20 protein-coding genes and 1 pseudogene are annotated in these 17223 nt (G+C 69.7%); 9 read left to right on the forward strand and 12 right to left on the reverse strand.

All coding sequences use genetic code 11. The annotated features are described in order from the left end of the window. From RIF89_RS03615 to trxA, 8 genes are all read left to right on the forward strand, one after another. On the forward strand, positions 1-139 hold a 139-nt coding region (locus tag RIF89_RS03615; protein ID WP_309067810.1), incomplete at its 5' end, for a substrate-binding domain-containing protein. A gap of 121 nt (positions 140-260) precedes the next feature. Beyond that, positions 261-2504 (forward strand): DUF6049 family protein, encoded by a 2244-nt coding sequence (locus RIF89_RS03620; protein WP_309067792.1) that lies wholly within the window; start codon positions 261-263, stop codon positions 2502-2504. After that, the gene (gene murJ / locus RIF89_RS03625; RefSeq protein WP_309067793.1) at positions 2497-4092 is read left to right on the forward strand and encodes a murein biosynthesis integral membrane protein MurJ; all 1596 of its coding nucleotides are present in this window, start codon (positions 2497-2499) and stop codon (positions 4090-4092) included. Before RIF89_RS03620 ends, murJ begins: the two co-directional genes overlap by 8 nt. Positions 4093-4261: 169 nt before the next feature. Further along, the gene (locus RIF89_RS03630; protein ID WP_309067794.1) at positions 4262-5653 is read left to right on the forward strand and encodes an OFA family MFS transporter; all 1392 of its coding nucleotides are present in this window, start codon (positions 4262-4264) and stop codon (positions 5651-5653) included. Further along, complete coding sequence (locus tag RIF89_RS03635) at positions 5650-5805, forward strand: hypothetical protein (RefSeq protein WP_309067795.1); 156 nt, start codon at positions 5650-5652, stop codon at positions 5803-5805. The genes RIF89_RS03630 and RIF89_RS03635 overlap by 4 nt, the downstream gene beginning before the upstream one ends. A gap of 113 nt (positions 5806-5918) precedes the next feature. Then, positions 5919-6377 carry a DUF4383 domain-containing protein gene (locus RIF89_RS03640; RefSeq protein ID WP_309067796.1) on the forward strand — a complete coding sequence of 153 codons (459 nt, stop codon included), beginning with the start codon at positions 5919-5921 and terminating at the stop codon, positions 6375-6377. A gap of 91 nt (positions 6378-6468) precedes the next feature. After that, positions 6469-7437, forward strand: coding sequence for a thioredoxin-disulfide reductase (gene trxB, locus RIF89_RS03645; protein ID WP_309067797.1), 969 nt, complete (start codon positions 6469-6471; stop codon positions 7435-7437). Between the two features lie 62 nt (positions 7438-7499). Next, complete coding sequence (gene trxA, locus RIF89_RS03650; protein WP_309067798.1) at positions 7500-7823, forward strand: thioredoxin; 324 nt, start codon at positions 7500-7502, stop codon at positions 7821-7823. 96 nt (positions 7824-7919) lie between these two features. Here the strand turns inward: trxA and RIF89_RS03655 are convergent, their stop codons facing one another. From RIF89_RS03655 to rpmH, 12 genes are all read right to left on the reverse strand, one after another. Continuing rightward, the gene (locus RIF89_RS03655) at positions 7920-8045 is read right to left on the reverse strand and encodes a hypothetical protein (protein WP_309067799.1); all 126 of its coding nucleotides are present in this window, start codon (positions 8043-8045) and stop codon (positions 7920-7922) included. A gap of 70 nt (positions 8046-8115) precedes the next feature. Then, a complete protein-coding gene (locus RIF89_RS03660) occupies positions 8116-8463 on the reverse strand; it encodes a tryptophan synthase subunit alpha (RefSeq protein ID WP_309067800.1) in 348 nt (115 codons plus the stop codon). Between the two features lie 99 nt (positions 8464-8562). Beyond that, positions 8563-8820: a Rho termination factor N-terminal domain-containing protein gene (locus RIF89_RS03665; protein ID WP_309067801.1), complete on the reverse strand. Its 258-nt coding sequence runs from the start codon at positions 8818-8820 to the stop codon at positions 8563-8565. Position 8821: 1 nt separating this feature from the next. Beyond that, positions 8822-9706, reverse strand: a complete 885-nt coding sequence (locus RIF89_RS03670; protein ID WP_309067802.1) for an SDR family oxidoreductase — start codon at positions 9704-9706, stop codon at positions 8822-8824. A gap of 101 nt (positions 9707-9807) precedes the next feature. Next, positions 9808-10791, reverse strand: coding sequence for a ParB/RepB/Spo0J family partition protein (locus RIF89_RS03675; RefSeq protein WP_309067803.1), 984 nt, complete (start codon positions 10789-10791; stop codon positions 9808-9810). Continuing rightward, the gene (locus RIF89_RS03680) at positions 10791-11726 is read right to left on the reverse strand and encodes a ParA family protein (RefSeq protein ID WP_309067804.1); all 936 of its coding nucleotides are present in this window, start codon (positions 11724-11726) and stop codon (positions 10791-10793) included. The genes RIF89_RS03675 and RIF89_RS03680 overlap by 1 nt, the downstream gene beginning before the upstream one ends. Positions 11727-13460: 1734 nt before the next feature. Beyond that, a complete protein-coding gene (rsmG, locus tag RIF89_RS03685) occupies positions 13461-14096 on the reverse strand; it encodes a 16S rRNA (guanine(527)-N(7))-methyltransferase RsmG (protein ID WP_309067805.1) in 636 nt (211 codons plus the stop codon). A gap of 2 nt (positions 14097-14098) precedes the next feature. Further along, positions 14099-14590, reverse strand: coding sequence for a R3H domain-containing nucleic acid-binding protein (locus tag RIF89_RS03690; RefSeq protein WP_309067806.1), 492 nt, complete (start codon positions 14588-14590; stop codon positions 14099-14101). 49 nt (positions 14591-14639) lie between these two features. Beyond that, positions 14640-15704, reverse strand: coding sequence for a membrane protein insertase YidC (yidC, locus tag RIF89_RS03695; RefSeq protein WP_309067807.1), 1065 nt, complete (start codon positions 15702-15704; stop codon positions 14640-14642). Positions 15705-15710: 6 nt separating this feature from the next. Next, positions 15711-16061, reverse strand: a complete 351-nt coding sequence (yidD, locus tag RIF89_RS03700; RefSeq protein WP_309067808.1) for a membrane protein insertion efficiency factor YidD — start codon at positions 16059-16061, stop codon at positions 15711-15713. After that, the gene (gene rnpA / locus RIF89_RS03705) at positions 16058-16513 is read right to left on the reverse strand and encodes a ribonuclease P protein component (protein WP_309067809.1); all 456 of its coding nucleotides are present in this window, start codon (positions 16511-16513) and stop codon (positions 16058-16060) included. Before rnpA ends, yidD begins: the two co-directional genes overlap by 4 nt. Beyond that, positions 16452-16589: a 50S ribosomal protein L34 gene (gene rpmH / locus RIF89_RS03710; RefSeq protein ID WP_043595303.1), complete on the reverse strand. Its 138-nt coding sequence runs from the start codon at positions 16587-16589 to the stop codon at positions 16452-16454. The genes rnpA and rpmH overlap by 62 nt, the downstream gene beginning before the upstream one ends. Before the next feature lie 339 nt (positions 16590-16928). On the opposite strand from rpmH, the pseudogene RIF89_RS03715 reads away from it, so the two are divergent. After that, a pseudogene (locus RIF89_RS03715) lies at positions 16929-17223 on the forward strand (chromosomal replication initiator protein DnaA); the annotation flags it as partial.

Below are 17223 nucleotides of genomic sequence, written 5' to 3' on the forward strand. Positions count from 1 at the left end.
GCCGCTCACGACCGTCGCCCAGGACTTCGCCGCGCTCGGCAGGGAAGCCGTCGCGCTGCTGCTCACGCGCGTGGAAGGCGGCGAGAGCCCGGCCCGCACGGTCATCCCGACGCACCTCGTCCTCCGCAACAGCGCCTGACCGGACGCCTCCTGTCCGGGCCGGTCCGGCTCGTCGCACCCGGACGATCCACAGCCTCCTCCGTAGAATCGAGAGGATCCGCGCCCGGACCGTCCCCGGCAGGGCCGCGATCAGACTCACCATGACGACGGATCTCCCCCGGCGCCGGGCCGCCCACAGCAGGCGGCGCTTCCTCGCCCCCCTCCCCGCTGCGGCGTTCGCCGTGCTCCTGGGACTGTCGTGCGCGGCGCCCGTGCACGCCGCCGTCGCGGAGGACGTGCCTCCCGAGCTCTCGCTCGCGGCCGCCGCGCGGGGTGTGCTGCGACCGGGCACCGCCCTGACGACGACCCTGACGATCGAGAACGTCTCGGACCAGCCGCTCGAGGGGTCGACAGCGGTGCTCGAGCTGGGCCGCGCCCCGCTCGACGGGCGTGAGGAGCTGCGAGCGTGGCTCGGCGGCGACGACGCGGATGTCGAGCTCACGCCGGTCGGCTCCGAGGCGGCGGAGGAGGTCGCGGCCGGTGAGACCGGAACGGTCGGCTTCACGATCGCGGCGGGGCACGATGAGCTCGCCGAACTCGATCCGGGCGTGTATCCGCTGCGTGCCCGCTTCGACGGCGGCACGGCCGACAGCGTGGTCGTCGTCGCGGACGAGGCCGAGCCCGTGGGCATCGTGGTGCCGATCACGGCTCCGGTCGCCGCGCGCGGGATGCTCGACGGCGCGGCGCTCGAGACGCTCACCGCAGCGGACGGCGCCCTCACCGCCCAGCTCGAGGCCGTCGCGGGCACCGAGGCGATCCTGGCCGTCGACCCCGCGATCCCGGCCGCGATCCGCGCCCTCGGCGACAATGCGCCGCTCAGCGCCGTCGAGTGGCTGGAAGACCTGATGCTGCTGTCGAACGACCGCTTCGCCCTGCAGTTCGGCGATGCGGATGTCGCGGCTCAGCTGCAGGCGGGCCTCGCCGCGCCCCTGCAGCCGCTGACGCTCGAGGGGTACCTGCAGCGCGAGACCGCGCCGGGTCCGTCGCCGACCCCCACCGAATCGCCCGCGAACGTGCCCGACGGTGAGGCGGACGAGTTCGCGCTCGAGGACCTCCTGGACATCGGCGACGCCGAAGGATCTCTCTACTGGCCTTCCCCCGGGAACGCGACCTCTGACGTGATCGAGGGCCTGCGCGCCGCGGATCCCGAGGCCGTCACGCTGACGCCGTCGGACGCGACCGCCGAGGGCGCCGACGGAGGCGTCGTGCCGGCGCCCGGCGCGACCTCCGGCGGAGGGGCGGCCCTCGTCTATGACGTCGCCGCATCGCGCGCCATCGACACCGTGGCACGCGCCGACGCCGAGTCCGAGCGGGATGCCGCCGCCGCCACCGCGAGCGCCGAACTGTGGTTCGCGGGCCGCGAGGCCGGCGACGCGCCCGTTCTCGTCGCACTCGACCGCGCGGATGCCACGACGTACCTCGACACTTCGGCCGACGCCGACGCCGACGCCGACGGCGAGGCGGAGGAGGACACGACTCCGCTCGGCGTGCAGCTGGGCGAAGCGATGGACGTCGTCGGCCTGAGCGCCGCGGTCGATCCGCAGCGACTGCGGGATCTGCTGGACGCGCAGCCCGCGCGCATCACGCCCAGCGCCTTGGCGCCGGATGCGGACCGCGTCGACTTCCTCGCGGAGCTGGCGGACGCCGAGGAGCGCGTGGGCGTGACGGCGACCGTGCTCGACGAGCCCGAGACGCTGATCGGGCTCGTGCGGGCCGAGGCCCTGCAGGCGCTCGGCGTGGGCTGGGACGGCCGGGGCCCGCAGTGGCGTGAGGTGCTCGGACAGTTCCGCGAGAACACCCGTGAGCGCGCGAACGCGGTCGGCATCCAGGACCCCGATCCGGTCAACCTGATCAGTGCCGGAGCCAACCTGCCCGTGTGGGTGCGCAACGATCTGCCGTACCCCGCGACGGTCACCCTGCTGGCCCGGCCCACGGACCCGCGCCTCGACGTCGCCGACATGGTGCCTGTCACCATCCAGCCGCGCAGCGTGCAGGCCGTGCAGGTGCCCGTCGAGGCCCGCGTCGGCAGCGGCGACGTCGGCATCGAGCTGTCGCTCAAGAGCCCCACGCTTGCGGACATCGGCCCGCACCAGACGGTCGAGGTCACGGTGCGGGCGGACTGGGAGCGGATCGGCATCGTCGTGCTGGGCGTCCTCGTGGTGGGGCTGATCGGCATCGGCATCGTGCGCACCGTGCGCCGCGAGCGGCGTCGCCGCCGCGGCCAGGATGCTGCGGCGGATGCCACGCACGCGGCGCCGGACGAGTCGGGTGCCCAGACGCAGGACGCCGCCGATCCGCAGCACCAGGACGCGGCCGGAACCGACCGGAAGGACCCGGATGCATAGCCTCGGGCGCGCGAGCGCCATGATCGCCGCAGGCACGCTCGTCTCCCGCGTGACGGGTCTGCTGCGCGCAATGGTGCTCGTGCTCGCGATCGGCTCGATCGGTCACGCCTCGGATGCCTTCGCGATCGCGAACCAGCTGCCGAACTACATCTTCCAGGTGATCTCGGCCGGAGTCCTGACGGCCGTCATCGTGCCCCAGGTGGTCAAGTGGAGCGGCCATGAGGACGGCGGCCAGGCTTACATCTCGAAGTTCTTCACGCTCGCAGCCGTCATCCTGCTCGGCGTGACCGTGCTCGCCATGCTCTGCGCGCCGCTGCTCGTGACGGCGTTCGCCGCAAAGTTCAACGCGGCGCAGCACGCCCTCGCGACCGCGTTCGCGCTGTGGTGCCTGCCGCAGATCTTCTTCTACGGCATGTTCGCGCTGCTGGGCGAGACGCTCAACGCGCGCCGGGTCTTCGGCCCCTACGCATGGGCGCCCATCGCGAACAACGTCGTCTCGATCGCGGGCTTCATCCTCTTCATGAGCCTGTTCGGGAGCAACCGCAACGACGTCGAATACTGGGACGCGGCGATGATCGCCGTGCTCGGCGGTCTCACGACCCTCGGCATCGTGACGCAGACCGTGCTGCTCCTCGTCTTCTGGCGTCGCACGGGCCTGCGGATCCGCGTCGACTTCGGCTGGCGGGGCATGGGGCTCGGCGAGATCCGGAACCTCGCCGGATGGACGGTCGCGATGCTGCTGGTCGGGCTCGCGGTGTCGAGCGTGCAGCAGAACGTCCTGTCCGGCGCCTCGGGCGAGAACGCGGCGACCGCCGCCTGGTTCAATGCGTGGCTGATCTTCATGCTGCCGTACTCGATCATCGTGATGTCGATCGGCACCCCCTACTTCACGCAGCTCAGCGAGCATGCGAGTGCCGGTCGCGACGACGAGGTGCGGGCCGACATCGGCCGTGCCGTGCGCACGCTCGGTCTGCTCGTCGTGATCGCCGCCACGGCGGTGATCGTCGCCGCCGTCCCCGCCGCCCGGATCATCACCAACGGCCCCGCGCAGGCGGTCGCCCTCGCGCCCGTCCTGGTCGGATTCCTCGCGGGACTCGTGCCGCTCGCCGTGCAGTTCGTCGTGCAGCGCACGTTCTACGCCTACGGCGACACGCGTACGCCGTTCTTCTTCACGGTGTTCCAGGCGGCGATCGCGATCGGGCTGGCCCTGCTGATGCCGCTGTTCGTCCCGCAGGAGCTGCTGGCGGCGGCGGTCGCGGCGGCGCAGTCGTTGTCGAGCCTCGCGCAGGTGATCCTGGCCAGCTGGCTGCTGCATCGCCGCCTGGGTTCGCTCGGCATGGCGGGCAACCTCTGGGCGCTCGCGCGCTTCACGCTCGCGGCGATCCCGGCCGCCGCCGCGGGCTGGGGCGTCTACCTCCTCGCGGGAGCCGAGACCGGCTGGATGACGGCCGGCATGTTCCAGGGGGCCGTCGGCGTCTGCCTCATCGGCGCGGTCGCCCTGGTCGTGTACGTCGCGATCCTCGCGGTCTTCCGCGCGCCCGAGCTGCGCGCCGCGGTGGGTCTCGTGCGCCGCCTGGTCGGTCGCTGAGAGTCCTCCGCGGCGCTCTTCCGCGCCGTTGCCGTCACGGCGGCCCTCCCGGTGAATGGGACCGCGGTCGGCGCGCCCCCTTGTGAGCGTCGACCGCCGCTCGCTAGCGTCCGGGACATCGCGGCCAGGCGCGAGGGAGCGCCCTACCGCTCGAGGACAAGGGAGTACCGTGTCGTTTCTCGACAGGCAGCACACGATCGCACCACCCGGCTACAGCCGGTGGCTCATCCCGCCGGCCGCGCTCGCCATCCACCTCTGCATCGGTCAGGCCTATGCGACGAGCGTCTACAAGAACGCACTTGTCGCGCACTTCGACACGACCCTCACGGCCATCGGGATCGTCTTCTCGATCGCCATCGTCATGCTGGGCGTCTCGGCGGCCGTGCTCGGCACGTGGGTCGAGAAGGCCGGACCCCGCAAGGCGATGTTCACGTCGGCCTGCTTCTGGGCGTCCGGCTTCCTCATCGGGGCGCTCGGCATCTCCACCTCGCAGCTGTGGCTCGTGTACCTCGGGTACGGCGTCGTCGGGGGCATCGGACTCGGGATCGGCTACATCTCGCCCGTCTCGACGCTGATCAAGTGGTTCCCGGATCGCCCGGGGCTCGCGACCGGCATGGCGATCATGGGTTTCGGCGGCGGCGCCCTCGTCGCCTCGCCGCTGTCACGGCAGCTGATGGCGCTGTACGACCCCGCATACGACCCCTCCGACTCGACGTCGGTCGCATCCGGATCCGCCGTCGCCCTGCTCTTCCTCACGCTCGGCATCGTCTACTTCCTCGTCATGATGCTCGGCGTCTTCAACGTGCGCACGCCTGCGCCGGACTGGAAGCCCGCCGGATGGGACCCTGGGTCTGTGAGGGCGAAGCCTCTCGTCACCACCGCGCACGTGTCCGCTCGCAACGCGATCAGGACACGACAGTTCTGGCTGCTGTGGATCGTGCTGTTCTGCAACGTGACGGCGGGCATCGGCATCCTCGAGCAGGCCAGTCCGATGATCCAGGACTTCTTCCGCACGGGGGAGTCCTCGCTCGTGACCGCGACCACGGCGGCGGGCTTCGTCGCGCTGCTGTCGCTGTTCAACATGGCCGGCCGGTTCGTGTGGTCTTCCACGAGCGACTACATCGGCCGCAAGCCGATCTACATGGTCTACCTCGGCGTGGGCGTCGTCCTGTACGCGCTGCTGGCACTCGTGGGAGCGGCCAGCACGCTGCTGTTCGTCGCGCTGGCCGCCGTCATCCTGTCGTTCTACGGCGGCGGGTTCGCCACCATCCCCGCGTACCTGCGCGACCTGTTCGGCACCTTCCAGGTGGGTGCGATCCACGGTCGGCTGCTGACCGCGTGGTCGGCTGCCGGCATCGCGGGGCCGCTCATCATCAACGGCTTCCTCGACGCGCGAGGCAGGCCCGGCCAGCTCGAGGCCGTCGACTATCAGCCGGCGCTGCTGACTATGGTCGGCGTGCTCGCCATCGGCTTCATCGCGAATCTGCTGGTGCGGCCGGTCCACGCGCGATTCCATGAGCCGTCTCCTGAGCCGGCGGTGAGCCAGGAGGTGGCCAGGTGAGCGACACGAACGCGAACGGATCGGCTGCGCCCGCCGCTCGCGCCGGGGCGCAGACCACGCGCCTCGTCGTGTCCTGGCTGGTGGTGGGCATCCCGCTCGCATACGGGCTCTGGCAGACCCTTACGTCGGTGCTTCCTCTCTTCTCGGGGTAGCGCCTACGCATCTCGACCCGTCCCGCGTCAACCCACTGTCGGTCGCGATGCGGATCCTGGTTCTCTGAGGGTCTGCGCGGTCCCGTTATCCGCGCGGAGGGAGGCACACAGACATGAGCACTGCACGGCGCAGCAACGGCACCTATGCCGAGACTCCGATCCAGAAGGTGGCACTGATCTACGGGATCGTGTTCCTCATCGTCGGGATCGGCGGCTTCATTCCGGGCCTGACGTCCAACATCGAATCGCTGCAGTTCGCGGGCCACACGTCGGAAGCGATGCTGCTGGGCATCTTCCAGGTCTCGATCCTGCACAACATCGTCCACGTGCTGTACGGCGTCGTGGGCCTTGTCGCGGCCCGCGCGTTCGGCCTGTCGCGGGCGTACCTGATCTGGGGTGGCGCGGTCTACGCCCTCCTGTGGCTGTACGGCCTGTTCATCCCGCACGACAGCGCGGCGAACTTCGTGCCGCTGAACACGGCCGACAACTGGCTGCACTTCGTGCTGGCGGTCACCATGATCGGCCTCGGCGTGCTGCTGGGTCGCGGCGCGCGCGACGCCCTTCGCGCCTGATCAATCCGTCCGCCGTATTCCATAGATCATCGTCTATGGAATACGGCGGACGTAGCATGTGTTCAGGTAATAGAGACCTGAGGAGGCCCACGTGCGACAGCTCATCATCATCGGATCGGGACCGGCCGGATTCACCGCCGCGATCTACGCCGCGCGTGCGAACCTGAAGCCCTTGGTCGTCGCCAGCTCCGTGGAGGTCGGCGGCGAGCTGATGAACACGACCGAGGTCGAGAACTTCCCCGGCTTCCCGGAGGCCATCATGGGCCCGGATCTGATGGCGAAGATGCAGGCGCAGGCCGAGAAGTTCGGCGCCGAGATCGCCTATGACGACGTCACGGAGCTCGACCTGGCGGGCGACGTCAAGAGGATCACGCTCGGCAGCGGCAAGACCGAGGAGGCCGAGGCCGTAATCTTCGCCACCGGCTCGGCCTACCGCAAGCTCGGCATCGAGGGCGAGGATCGCCTCTCCGGCTACGGCGTCTCGTGGTGCGCGACGTGCGACGGCTTCTTCTTCCGCGACAAGACGATCGCGGTCGTGGGCGGCGGCGATTCGGCGATGGAGGAGGCGACCTTCCTGACGAAGTTCGCGTCTAAGGTCTACGTGATCCACCGCCGTGACGCCCTCAAGGCGTCCAAGATCATGCAGGACCGCGCGTTCGCGAACGAGAAGATCGAGTTCGTCTGGAACGCGGAGGTCACGGACATCCTCGGCGACAGCGCTGTGACCGGCGTGACGCTGCGCGACACCGTCACGGGCGAGGCGCGCGATCTGGCCGTCGAGGGTCTGTTCATCGCGATCGGCAACGACCCCCGCACGCACCTCGTGCACGACAAGCTCGACCTCACGCAGGACGGCACCATCTGGGTGGACGGCCGCACCTCGCGCACGTCGATCCCGGGCGTGTTCGCCGCCGGCGACGTGATCGACCCGACGTATCGCCAGGCCGTCACGGCCGCCGCGAGCGGCACGGTCGCGGCGCTCGACGCCGAGCACTACCTGGCCGCGCGCGGCGACGCGGGCGAGCCGGCCCCGGCCGAGGATCAGCTGGTCCAGGCCTGAGGAACAACTTCCGCTCCTCCCGTGTTGCGGGTGGAGAACGATCTTCACGACAGGAGACACACATGACCGCCAAGGCAACCACCTCCGCCACCTTCGAGCAGGACGTGCTGCAGGCCGAGGGCCCCGTGCTCGTCGACTTCTGGGCTGCGTGGTGCGGCCCGTGTCGCATGGTCGCGCCCGTCCTCGACGAGATCCAGTCGGAGAACCCCGACAAGATCACGATCCTCAAGCTCAACGTGGACGAGAACCCGGATCTGGCGATGAAGTATCAGATCACCTCGATTCCGGCGATGAAGGTCTTCAAGGGCGGCGAGGTCGCCACGACGATCATCGGCGCCAAGCCGAAGTTCGCCCTCGAGCAGGACCTGGCGGAGTTCCTGAATTAACACGCTCCGCACTCACGAAGCCCTCGGCCCTCCGGGTCCGGGGGCTTCGTCGTTCCGGCGTCCTTGCGAGACGGTCGCCCCGACGGGCGACGCGACTCAGGAGGCGGGAGAGCCGGACTCGCCCGGCACCTGCCCGCGGAGCCATTCGCTGTGGGCGCGCAGCGCATGCAGCACCGCGAGGCGCACGACCGCGTACAGGATGAACGCGATGACCGCGAGCACCACCAGCCAGACGAGCAGGATGATCAGGAGATGTGTGCCGGCGAGCAGGCCCTCACCCTAGCCGGGAGCGCTACTGCCCGATCACGCGGACGACGGCATCCCACCGGCGATGCGTGTTCTCCTGGCCGATCAGGCGCCAGACCGCCTTCGTCAGCTCCGGGTACTCCTGCGCGATGAGGCGCATCAGGCGCTGATTGCGTGCGGCGGTGGGACGCAGGCCTCCGTCGGCCTCGATGTGCTCGGCGCGCAGGGTGAAGACGACGAGCTCGTCCACGGTCGGCAGGTCCTCCATGAACTCCCACGGGTCCTCACCCGCACGGAGCCGCTCGTGCACGAGCGTCGCGAGTTCATCCGCGGCCTCGGCGCGCAGCACCTCGACGCTCGCGCGTCGGCGGGGGAGTTCGATCGGATCGCTCACCCATCAAGGCTACGCGCGTGCGGCTGGGTGGGATCCGGATGTGGACAAGCCCCGCGCCTCTCGTGAGGCGCGGGGCTGCCCGCGGTCGCTTCGCTCCGGCTAGTGGTTGCGGAGCTTGTCGATCAGTTCATCCTTCTTGAGCTTCGAGTACCCTTCGATGCCGACGTCCTTCGCCCGCTGCTTCAGCTCGTCGACCGTGCGGTCCTCGTAGGTCTCGGCGTTGCCGCCGCGCTCTCCGAGCTCGTCGCGGCCGTCCCGCGCGGCCGCGTTGGAGATCCGCGCAGCCTTCTCCTTCGAGTTTCCCTCGTCGCGGAGCTTCTCGTACAGCTCCTCGTCCTTGATGCTGCTGTTCGGCATGTCAGAACGGCTTTCCGCCCGTGACCGGCACGACCGCTCCCGACGTGTACGACGCCTCATCGCTCGCGAGGTACACGTAGGCGCCCGCGAGCTCGCTGGGCTGGCCCGCTCGGCCGAGCGGCGTGTCCTGACCGAACTCCTTCACCTTGTCGGCGGGGAAGCCCGTCGCCGGGATGAGCGGCGTCCAGATCGGACCCGGCGCGACCGCATTCACGCGGATGCCCTTCGGCCCGAGCTCCTCCGCGAGCGCCTGGGTGTAGGCGACAAGGGCCGCCTTGGTCATGGCGTAGTCGAGCAGCCCGGAGGACGGCTGAGATGCCTGGATCGACGTGGTGACGATGATCGATGCCCCCGGCGCCATGTGCGGGACGGCTTCGCGCGCGAGAAGCAGGGGGGAGACGAGGTTGGTGTGGAACGTCTTCTCGATCTCGGACGCCTGCAGAGTGTCCACGCCCTCGCGCTGGCGCTGATATGCCGCATTCGGAATGAGGATGTCCAGACCGCCGAGCTGCTCGCGCGCCTGGGCGACGACGTCCACGCACGCCTGCTCCTCGGTGAGGTCGGCGGGAAGCAGCACGCACTTCCGGCCGGCCTCGGTCACCTGACGCTGGGTGTCCTGCGCGTCCTGCTCCTCCTCGGGCAGATACACGATCGCCACGTCGGCACCCTCGCGTGCGTAGGCGATGGCCACGGCGCGTCCGATGCCGGAGTCGCCGCCCGTGATGAGCGCCTTCCGGCCCTCGAGCCGCCCGCGGCCGACCCAGTCGTTCTCGCCATGGTCTGGCGTGGGGGCCATCTCGTCGGTCAGCCCGGGCTGATCGGGCTGCTCCTGCTCGGGGAAGCTCCCCGAGGGCTCACGCGGGTCCTGTGCTTGAGTGTCGCTCACGAAGTCCTCCTAGCGTGTTGATGTATACCTCCACGCTAAGGAGAGCTGCCGACCGTCCCCACCCCCTTGACGGCGGTGGGCGCCTGCCGTATCGGTCGGTGTCAGTTCCCGTAGCCCTCCTCGCCCAGGTCGGCGAGGATGCGGTTCAGGTCCTGGATCGTGGCGAAGTCGATCTTGATCTGGCCCTTGCGCGAGGTCAGGTCGATCTTCACCTTGGTGTTGAGGCGGTCGCCCAGCCGGTCGGCGACGTCGTTGAGGAACGCCCGCCGCGCGCCCGGCTGCGGCTTGGGCGAGCGCGGAGCCGACTCGGCCGCGACCGTCTTCGCGGCGGCTTCCGCGGCACGCACCGACAGATCCTCATTCACGATCTTGTCAGACAGTCGCTGCATCGCCTCGGCGTCGTCGAGCGACAAGACGGCGCGCGCGTGACCGGCGCTCAGGACACCGGCCGCAACGCGCTGCTGCACGGGCACGGGCAGGCGAAGCAGACGGATGGTGTTGCTGATCTGCGGACGCGACCGGCCGATCCGCTTCGCGAGCTCGTCCTGCGTGATGCCGAAGTCGTCCAGCAGCTGCTGATAGGCGGATGCCTCTTCCAGCGGGTTGAGCTCCGACCGGTGAAGGTTCTCGAGGAGCGCGTCGCGCAGGAGGTTCTCGTCCGAGGTATCGCGGACGACGGCGGGAATCTCGGTCAGGCCGGCTTCGCGCGACGCGCGCGTTCGGCGCTCACCCATGATCAGCTCATATGTGCCGTCACCCTTGTCGCGCACGACGACAGGCTGCAGGACACCGAACTCGCGCACGCTGTGCACGAGCTCGGCCAGGTCCTCCGGGTCGAAGTGCGTGCGCGGCTGCCGCGGGTTGGGGACGATGCTGTGCGGGTCGATGTGCACGAGGCGAGCCCCGGGCACCGCCACCAGGTCGTCGTCCTCCGCGGTCGTCTGCGTCATCGCCCGCTCCGCGGCCTCGACGGCCTTCTTGGTCGGAGCGCCGGGGAAGAAGACGTCCACGGGGCGCGCCTCACCCGACTCCGCCGTGGGGATCAGCGCGCCGATACCCCGTCCCAGTCCCGTTCGCTTCGCCATCAGGCTTCCTCTCCCGTTTCGGCGGCCGCGTCATCCTGTCCGCGCCGCACGATCTCGACGGCGGCCTCGCGATACGCGATGGCGCCTGCCGAGTTGCCGTCATATGCGATCACTGTCTGCCCGAAGCTCGGCGCCTCGGAAATCCGCACTGATCGGGGAATCATGGTGCGCAGCACCTCGGTCTCGAAGTGACTGCGCACCTCGTCCGCGACCTGCTGGGCCAGCTTCGTCCGCCCGTCGTACATCGTCAGCAGGATGGTCGACAGATGCAGCCGCGGGTTCAGGTGCTTCTGGATCATCTTCACGTTGCCGAGCAGCTGGCTCAGCCCCTCGAGCGCGTAGTACTCGCACTGGATGGGGAGGAAGACCTCCTCGGCGGCGGTGAAGGCGTTGATCGTCAGCAGACCGAGCGACGGCGGACAGTCGATCAGGATGAAGTCGAGAGGCGTTTCCTGCTCGCGCACGTAGTCGTCGATCGCGGTCTTGAGCCGCTGCTCGCGCGCCACCTGGGTGACGAGCTCGATCTCGGCGCCGGCGAGGTGGATGTTGCTCGGCGCGCAGAAGAGCGTCTCCGACTCCGGACTCGTCTGCACGACGTCGGACAGCGGGAAGCCATCGATCAGCACGTCATAGATGCTCGGGGTGTCGGCGCTGTGCGGAATGCCGAGAGCCGTCGACGCGTTCCCCTGCGGGTCGAGGTCGATGACGAGGACGCGACCACCCAGGGACGCGAACGCCGCGGCGATGTTGACCGTGGTCGTGGTCTTTCCGACGCCGCCCTTCTGGTTCGAGATCGTCATGATCCGGGTGCGTCCGGGGAACTGCACCTCGACGCCCTCGAGCGCTCGACGACGGGCCGACAGGTCGGCTAGCTCGCGAGCGAGAGGGGTGTCGTCAGGGAGTGCGAACGACGCCGCCTTCTCGGACTGTTTCACGTGAAACACTCTTCCCTTCGCGAGCGATTGGCCTCTCCCACTCTAACCGCCCACATCGACATCACCCGACGCCGGAACCCCGACGCGCACTCCGGGTCGCGGCGACGGGCACGCTTACGGCCACACCGCGACAAACGGCCGACCTCTTCGCGGCTCACCGTGCGTCCCGAACGCGGTCGACGTTTCACGTGAAACGTCGACTCCCCACATGAGGCATCCGCCACGCCGGAGCGTGCGACCGGCGTCCGGACGCCGCGCACGCCTCGCCGGGGACGTCCCCCCGATCCCGGCCGTCCCCCGTTCCCCGGCGTTGCCCGACTCTGCCGGAATGCCCACTGAGCCGGTCGTCACGATGCGCGCCGTGTCCGCCGCCCCGGGGCCGGAGACGAGGCACGAAGAGGAACGCCACGTCGCGCGCAGCGGAGGAGCTGGGGTGACATGGTGTCGAGCAGCAGCTCGAGCGCACTGTCGAGGTCGCCGCGCATGAGGCGTGCCCCGCCCGGTTCCGGGCGAAGCGCGACAAGCTGTGAGTGGTGACGGGCGGACCACGCAGATCCCGCAGATCGCGCAGGTCGCGGAGGGTACGAGATCCGTGCGCTCCGGGGGAGGGCTCAGACCCTGCCGGCCGTGACCGGCACGTCTCGGCGGCCGATGAGCGCGGACGTCGCGCAACGCGACGCAGACGTGGCCACCTCCCCTCCGTGAGAAGCGCTGAGTTTCGGCACGGGAGTGGGTCCGCGCCCTCGACTCCCGCAGACGCGTCCGCCACCCGGCGAGGGCGACCGTCTGTCACGCGACCCTCCGCGCCGTCGTCGGAGAATCGCGAGAGGTTCACCACCCCCCCACCCCCCGTGCGTGGGTCGTGGTCCACCTCATCGGCGGAGAAGTTGCGGGATCGGCGTCCCGTGGGGGAGCCGCTGCACTGCCGAAGCCGGCACCGCAGACATCGGGACCGACACCGACCCCGATCCTCGCCCCGACGGACGCCCCGACGCCCGGGTGCAGCCCTGCGTAACCACCGGTCCGGCGATCGCGTTCCGCTCCTCGCGTGCACATGCCGAGGTCACATCCGCGCCGACATCGCACAGGTTCGACACGTCACCCCTTGCTCGGCGCGATGGCGACGAGCGTCGCATACCCCGCTCGCGCGTACCGCCGTTGCTGGATCTGCCACCCTCGTGCGATACAGCCGCCAGAACGGGTGCCGCTCGGGCGTTTCACGTGAAACAACGCGGTACGTCGGCACGCTGGGCGCTCTCCGGCACGCGACACGCAGGGACGGCTGAGCGATGTTTCACGTGAAACACGTGCTCGTGCGCGTCGAAACCGCCCGGACGCTCCGCCCGTGATTGATGCTCCCGAGCGCTCGTCACCGTCCGCGGCCAGTCGGTCGCGCGCGTTAGGACGCGCCGCGTTGCGACACGCGTGGCGCCACCATCGGATGGACCACTCGCGGGTCAGCGAGCTCGCCTTCCCGCGAGCCGCATCGAAGGGACGCCGCGACGCGCATGCGGCACCTTGGGACACCCAGGCCGGACGTGTCCCGCACAGGGCGGGACGACATCGCGGCCGTGATCCGCTGCGTCCACGGGCGACCGTCGTCCCTCGCGCCCGCGCGACGAGTGTCTGAAAGCGGCACCTGCATGCGCGCCCCCGAATCGCCACCGGCAGCATCGACTACCACGCAGTTCGCCCCGGTCGGTGTTTCACGTAAAACATCGACCGGCGACGGCCTCAGCCGCGGACGACCGCCCGGACGACGCGCGTCTCCTCGGCAAGGATTCCCTCGCCCAGCACATCGACGCGCACCTCGGAGAGCTTGTACTTGCGAATGGCCTTCTGCGCGGCGTCGATCTCGGCCGGAGCACCCATGCCCTTGAGCAGGATCAGCTCGCCGCCATCGCGCGCCAGAGGAGCGACCCAGGGGATCAGAGTGCGCAGCGCACTCACCGCTCGCGCCGTGACGGCGTCGAGCATCCCCTCGTAGCGGCCCGCGTCCTCGGCCCGCGCGCGCAGCACCTCGACGTTCTCGAGCCCGAGGGCCGCCACCTGCTCCTCGAGCCAGGTCACCCGTCGCTCCATGGGCTCGATGAGCACGAACCGGACATCCGGCCGCGCGATTGCGAGCACCAGGCCCGGCAGCCCCGCGCCCGACCCCACATCACCCACGAGCCCGCCGGACGGGAACAGGGGAGCGGCGATCGCACTGTTCAGGATGTGCCTCGTCCACAGACGCGGCACCTCGAGCGGGCCGATCAGCCCGCGCTCCTCGCCCTGCTCCGCGAGCGCGGCAGTGAACTGCCGCGCGAGGGGAATGCGGTCTCCGAAGAGATCGACGGCTGCCGCGGGCTCCGGCTCGAGGCCCTCCATGCTCAGCCCCGGCGGATGACGGTGTGGCGGTCGGCGCCCTCGCCGTACGACTCCGACGCCAGCCCGCGCTCCGCGACGATGTCGTGCACGAGCTTGCGCTCGTAGCTCGACATCGCGGGCAGAGACGCCTGCGAAGCACCCTCGTCGAGACGCGCCACCGCCGCGTCGACGAGCTTCTCGAGCTGCCGCTGACGCGCGTCGCGCGATCCGCCGACGTCCAGGATCAGGCGCGAGAAGCGTCCCGTCTTCGCCTGCACCGCGAGGCGCGCGAGCTCCTGCAGCGCCTGCACGGTGTCGGGGTTCGCCAGCACCGACAGCGACTCGTCGTCCGACTCGACCGACACGTACGCGCGACCCTGCTTGACGTCCAGCGTCAGGTCGCCGTCGATGTCAGCGATGTCGAGCAGGCCCTCGACGTAGTCGGCGGCGATGTCCCCTTCTGCCTCGAGCTCGGCCACGGTGGGCGTGTCACCGGTGACGTCAGTGGTGGTCATGTGCGTGTCCTTGCGGTGTGATGAGAAACAAAGGCCAGATCAGGCTGGGTTACTTGACCGGCGCGCCTGCGGCGCCGTCGTCCTTCGACGGTCCGTTCGACCCATCCGTCCGCTGCGACTGCTTCTTCGCGCGCTGCTTGCCCATCGGCTGCTGACGCTTGGGCTGCTGCGCCTTGCGCTTCTCGGACTCCTCGAGCAGGCGACGCTGCTCGGCCTCGTACTCGGCCATCGGCACGACCTTGCCCTGCGAGTTCAGCGCCTTTCCGCGGCGCGCGAGGCGCTCCTCGCGCGCCTTGGCGGCCTCCGAGCCGGGCGTCGGCAGCTCGCGGATGATCACGAACTGCTGCGCCATCGTCCACAGGTTGCTGAAGAACCAGTACAGCACCAGGCCCAGCGGGAAGAAGACGCCCGAGAAGATGAAGCCGAGCGGGAGGACCCAGAGCATGATGCGCTGCATCTGGTAGGCCTGGCCGGTCTTGGCCTCGGGGGAGAGGTTCTTCGAGATGATCTGCAGCTGCGTGTAGAACTGCGACGCGATCATCAGCACCACGAGGACGGCGAGGATGATGATCGTCGCCGTCGACCCCGCGGCCCACGCGTCGCCCAGTGTCTGATGGAACGGCGCGATCTCGAAAAGCTTGGCGTCGTTGAACTGCTGCGTCAGCTCGGCGTTGAGCAGACCCACACCACCGCGTCCGGCGGCTGCATGCAGCTTCACGTCGGACAGCGTGTAGTACATCGAGAAGAAGATGGGCATCTGCACAAGCAGGGGCCAGCAGCCGCTGAGCGGGCTGGAGCCGTGCCTCTTGTACAGGTCCATCGTCTCGCGGCTCATGGCCTCACGAGAGAGCTGGTCGCGCTTGCCCTTGTAGCGCTCCTGGATCTTCCGGATCTGCGGAGCGAGCTCCATCATGGCGCGCTGGCTCTTGATCTGCCGCACGAACAGCGGGATCAGCGCCGAACGCACCACGATCACGACGCCCATCAGCGACAGCATCCACGTGATGCCGCCGGCCGCGGGCAGGCCGACGGACGTGAACAGCCAGTGCCAGGCCACCAGGATGGCCTCCACGGCCCACTTCAGGGGCCAGAGGATCGTTCCGAAGAAATCCACGAAGGATCAGTCCTTTCGACAGGGCACGACGAAGCCGTGGGGAGTGAGGTCGTAGCGGAAGGCCGGATGCGGACGCACGTCGTCCTGCCCGCCGGCCGCCCAGGGGTGGCATCGGGCGATGCGCGCCGCCGCGAGCACCGAGCCCTTCGCGAGTCCGTGCTGCTGCACCGCCGTGACGGCATACGCCGAGCACGACGGGTAGTAGCGGCACACCTCGCCGTACAGCGGAGAGATCACGGCCCTGTAGCCGTGCAGGAGGGCGAGCCCCGCGTTGCGGGGCAGCAGCGGCACGGCCGCGAGCGCATCCGCCGCATGCAGATGTCCCGTTCCGCGGGCCGACGCCGGCAGCACGCTCATCGGGACGGGCTCCGCTCGCTCCGAGCATCGCCTGCCGCAGCCCTCCGCGCGAGACATCGCTTCACTTCGGCGCGCAGATCCTGGAACGAGGCGGTCGCCGCCGAGGGCAGAGCACGGATCACCACGTCGGCGCCCTCGCGGACCTCCGGCAGCGCCTCAGCGCACACGGCCTTGAGCCGCCGCCGCACGGTGTTGCGCGTCACGGCGTTGCCGACGGCCTTGCTCACGATGAAGCCGAACCGCGCGGCGCGCGGTTCGGCTGTCATGATCACGTGGGTCACCGTGTTCGCACCCGCGCACCGAGCGCCCCTGCGGACGACGAACCGATAGTCGTCGCCGCGGGTCAGGCGTCTCGGCCGCGCGAGCACGGTCCGTGGCAGAGCGGCGGCGTTACGCCGACAGCTCGGTGCGGCCCTTGCCGCGACGAGCGGCGAGGATCGCGCGGCCGGCACGCGTGCGCATGCGGGCGCGGAAGCCGTGCTTCTTGGCGCGACGACGGTTGTTGGGCTGGAAGGTGCGCTTGCTCATGGGATCACTCCGGAGAAGGTGTCACCGGGATGGATGCTGCCGGGGACGTAGACGGTACGGGAATGCCGCGAAGGCATAAGTCAACCGACTTAGGTTACGTCCGGCCCTGTGATTCGCGCAAACCGGCGCGGCAACCTGACAGTATCTCCACAGCCCGGCGCTCGGGTGTGGAGGAACACGCGTTCACGGCGTCCGAACCAGCGCGACAGGGTTTGCTGTCGGCTCCCTCGGTGACTAGCGTGGCACCAGTTATCCACAGGCCGATGCGCATGATGGCGCGGCGCCACCCTCACCCGAGAGGATGCCCTGTGGATGGCTCGGACTTCACGAGGGGGGCCCATGACCACTCCAGACGACGTTCCTCCGGCGCAGCAGTTCCCGGAGGTTCCCGCCTGGCGATCCGTGCTCGGCGAGCTCGAGCACGACCCGCGCGTCACGCCGCCCATGAAGGGCTTCCTCAGCCTGGTCGTCGCGGAGGGCGTGATGGGCGGCACGCTCTATCTCGCGGTTCCCAATGACCTGACCGCCGCGCAGATCACGAAGCGGCTGCGCGAGCCGATCATGGAGGCGCTCGCCCGCGTCGGCGGGGACGCCCAGTCGTTCCGCGTCACCGTGAGCCCGGATCTGTCCGAGG

The sequence above is a fragment of the Microbacterium sp. genome (assembly GCF_031178525.1).
Taxonomy (GTDB): domain Bacteria; phylum Actinomycetota; class Actinomycetes; order Actinomycetales; family Microbacteriaceae; genus Microbacterium.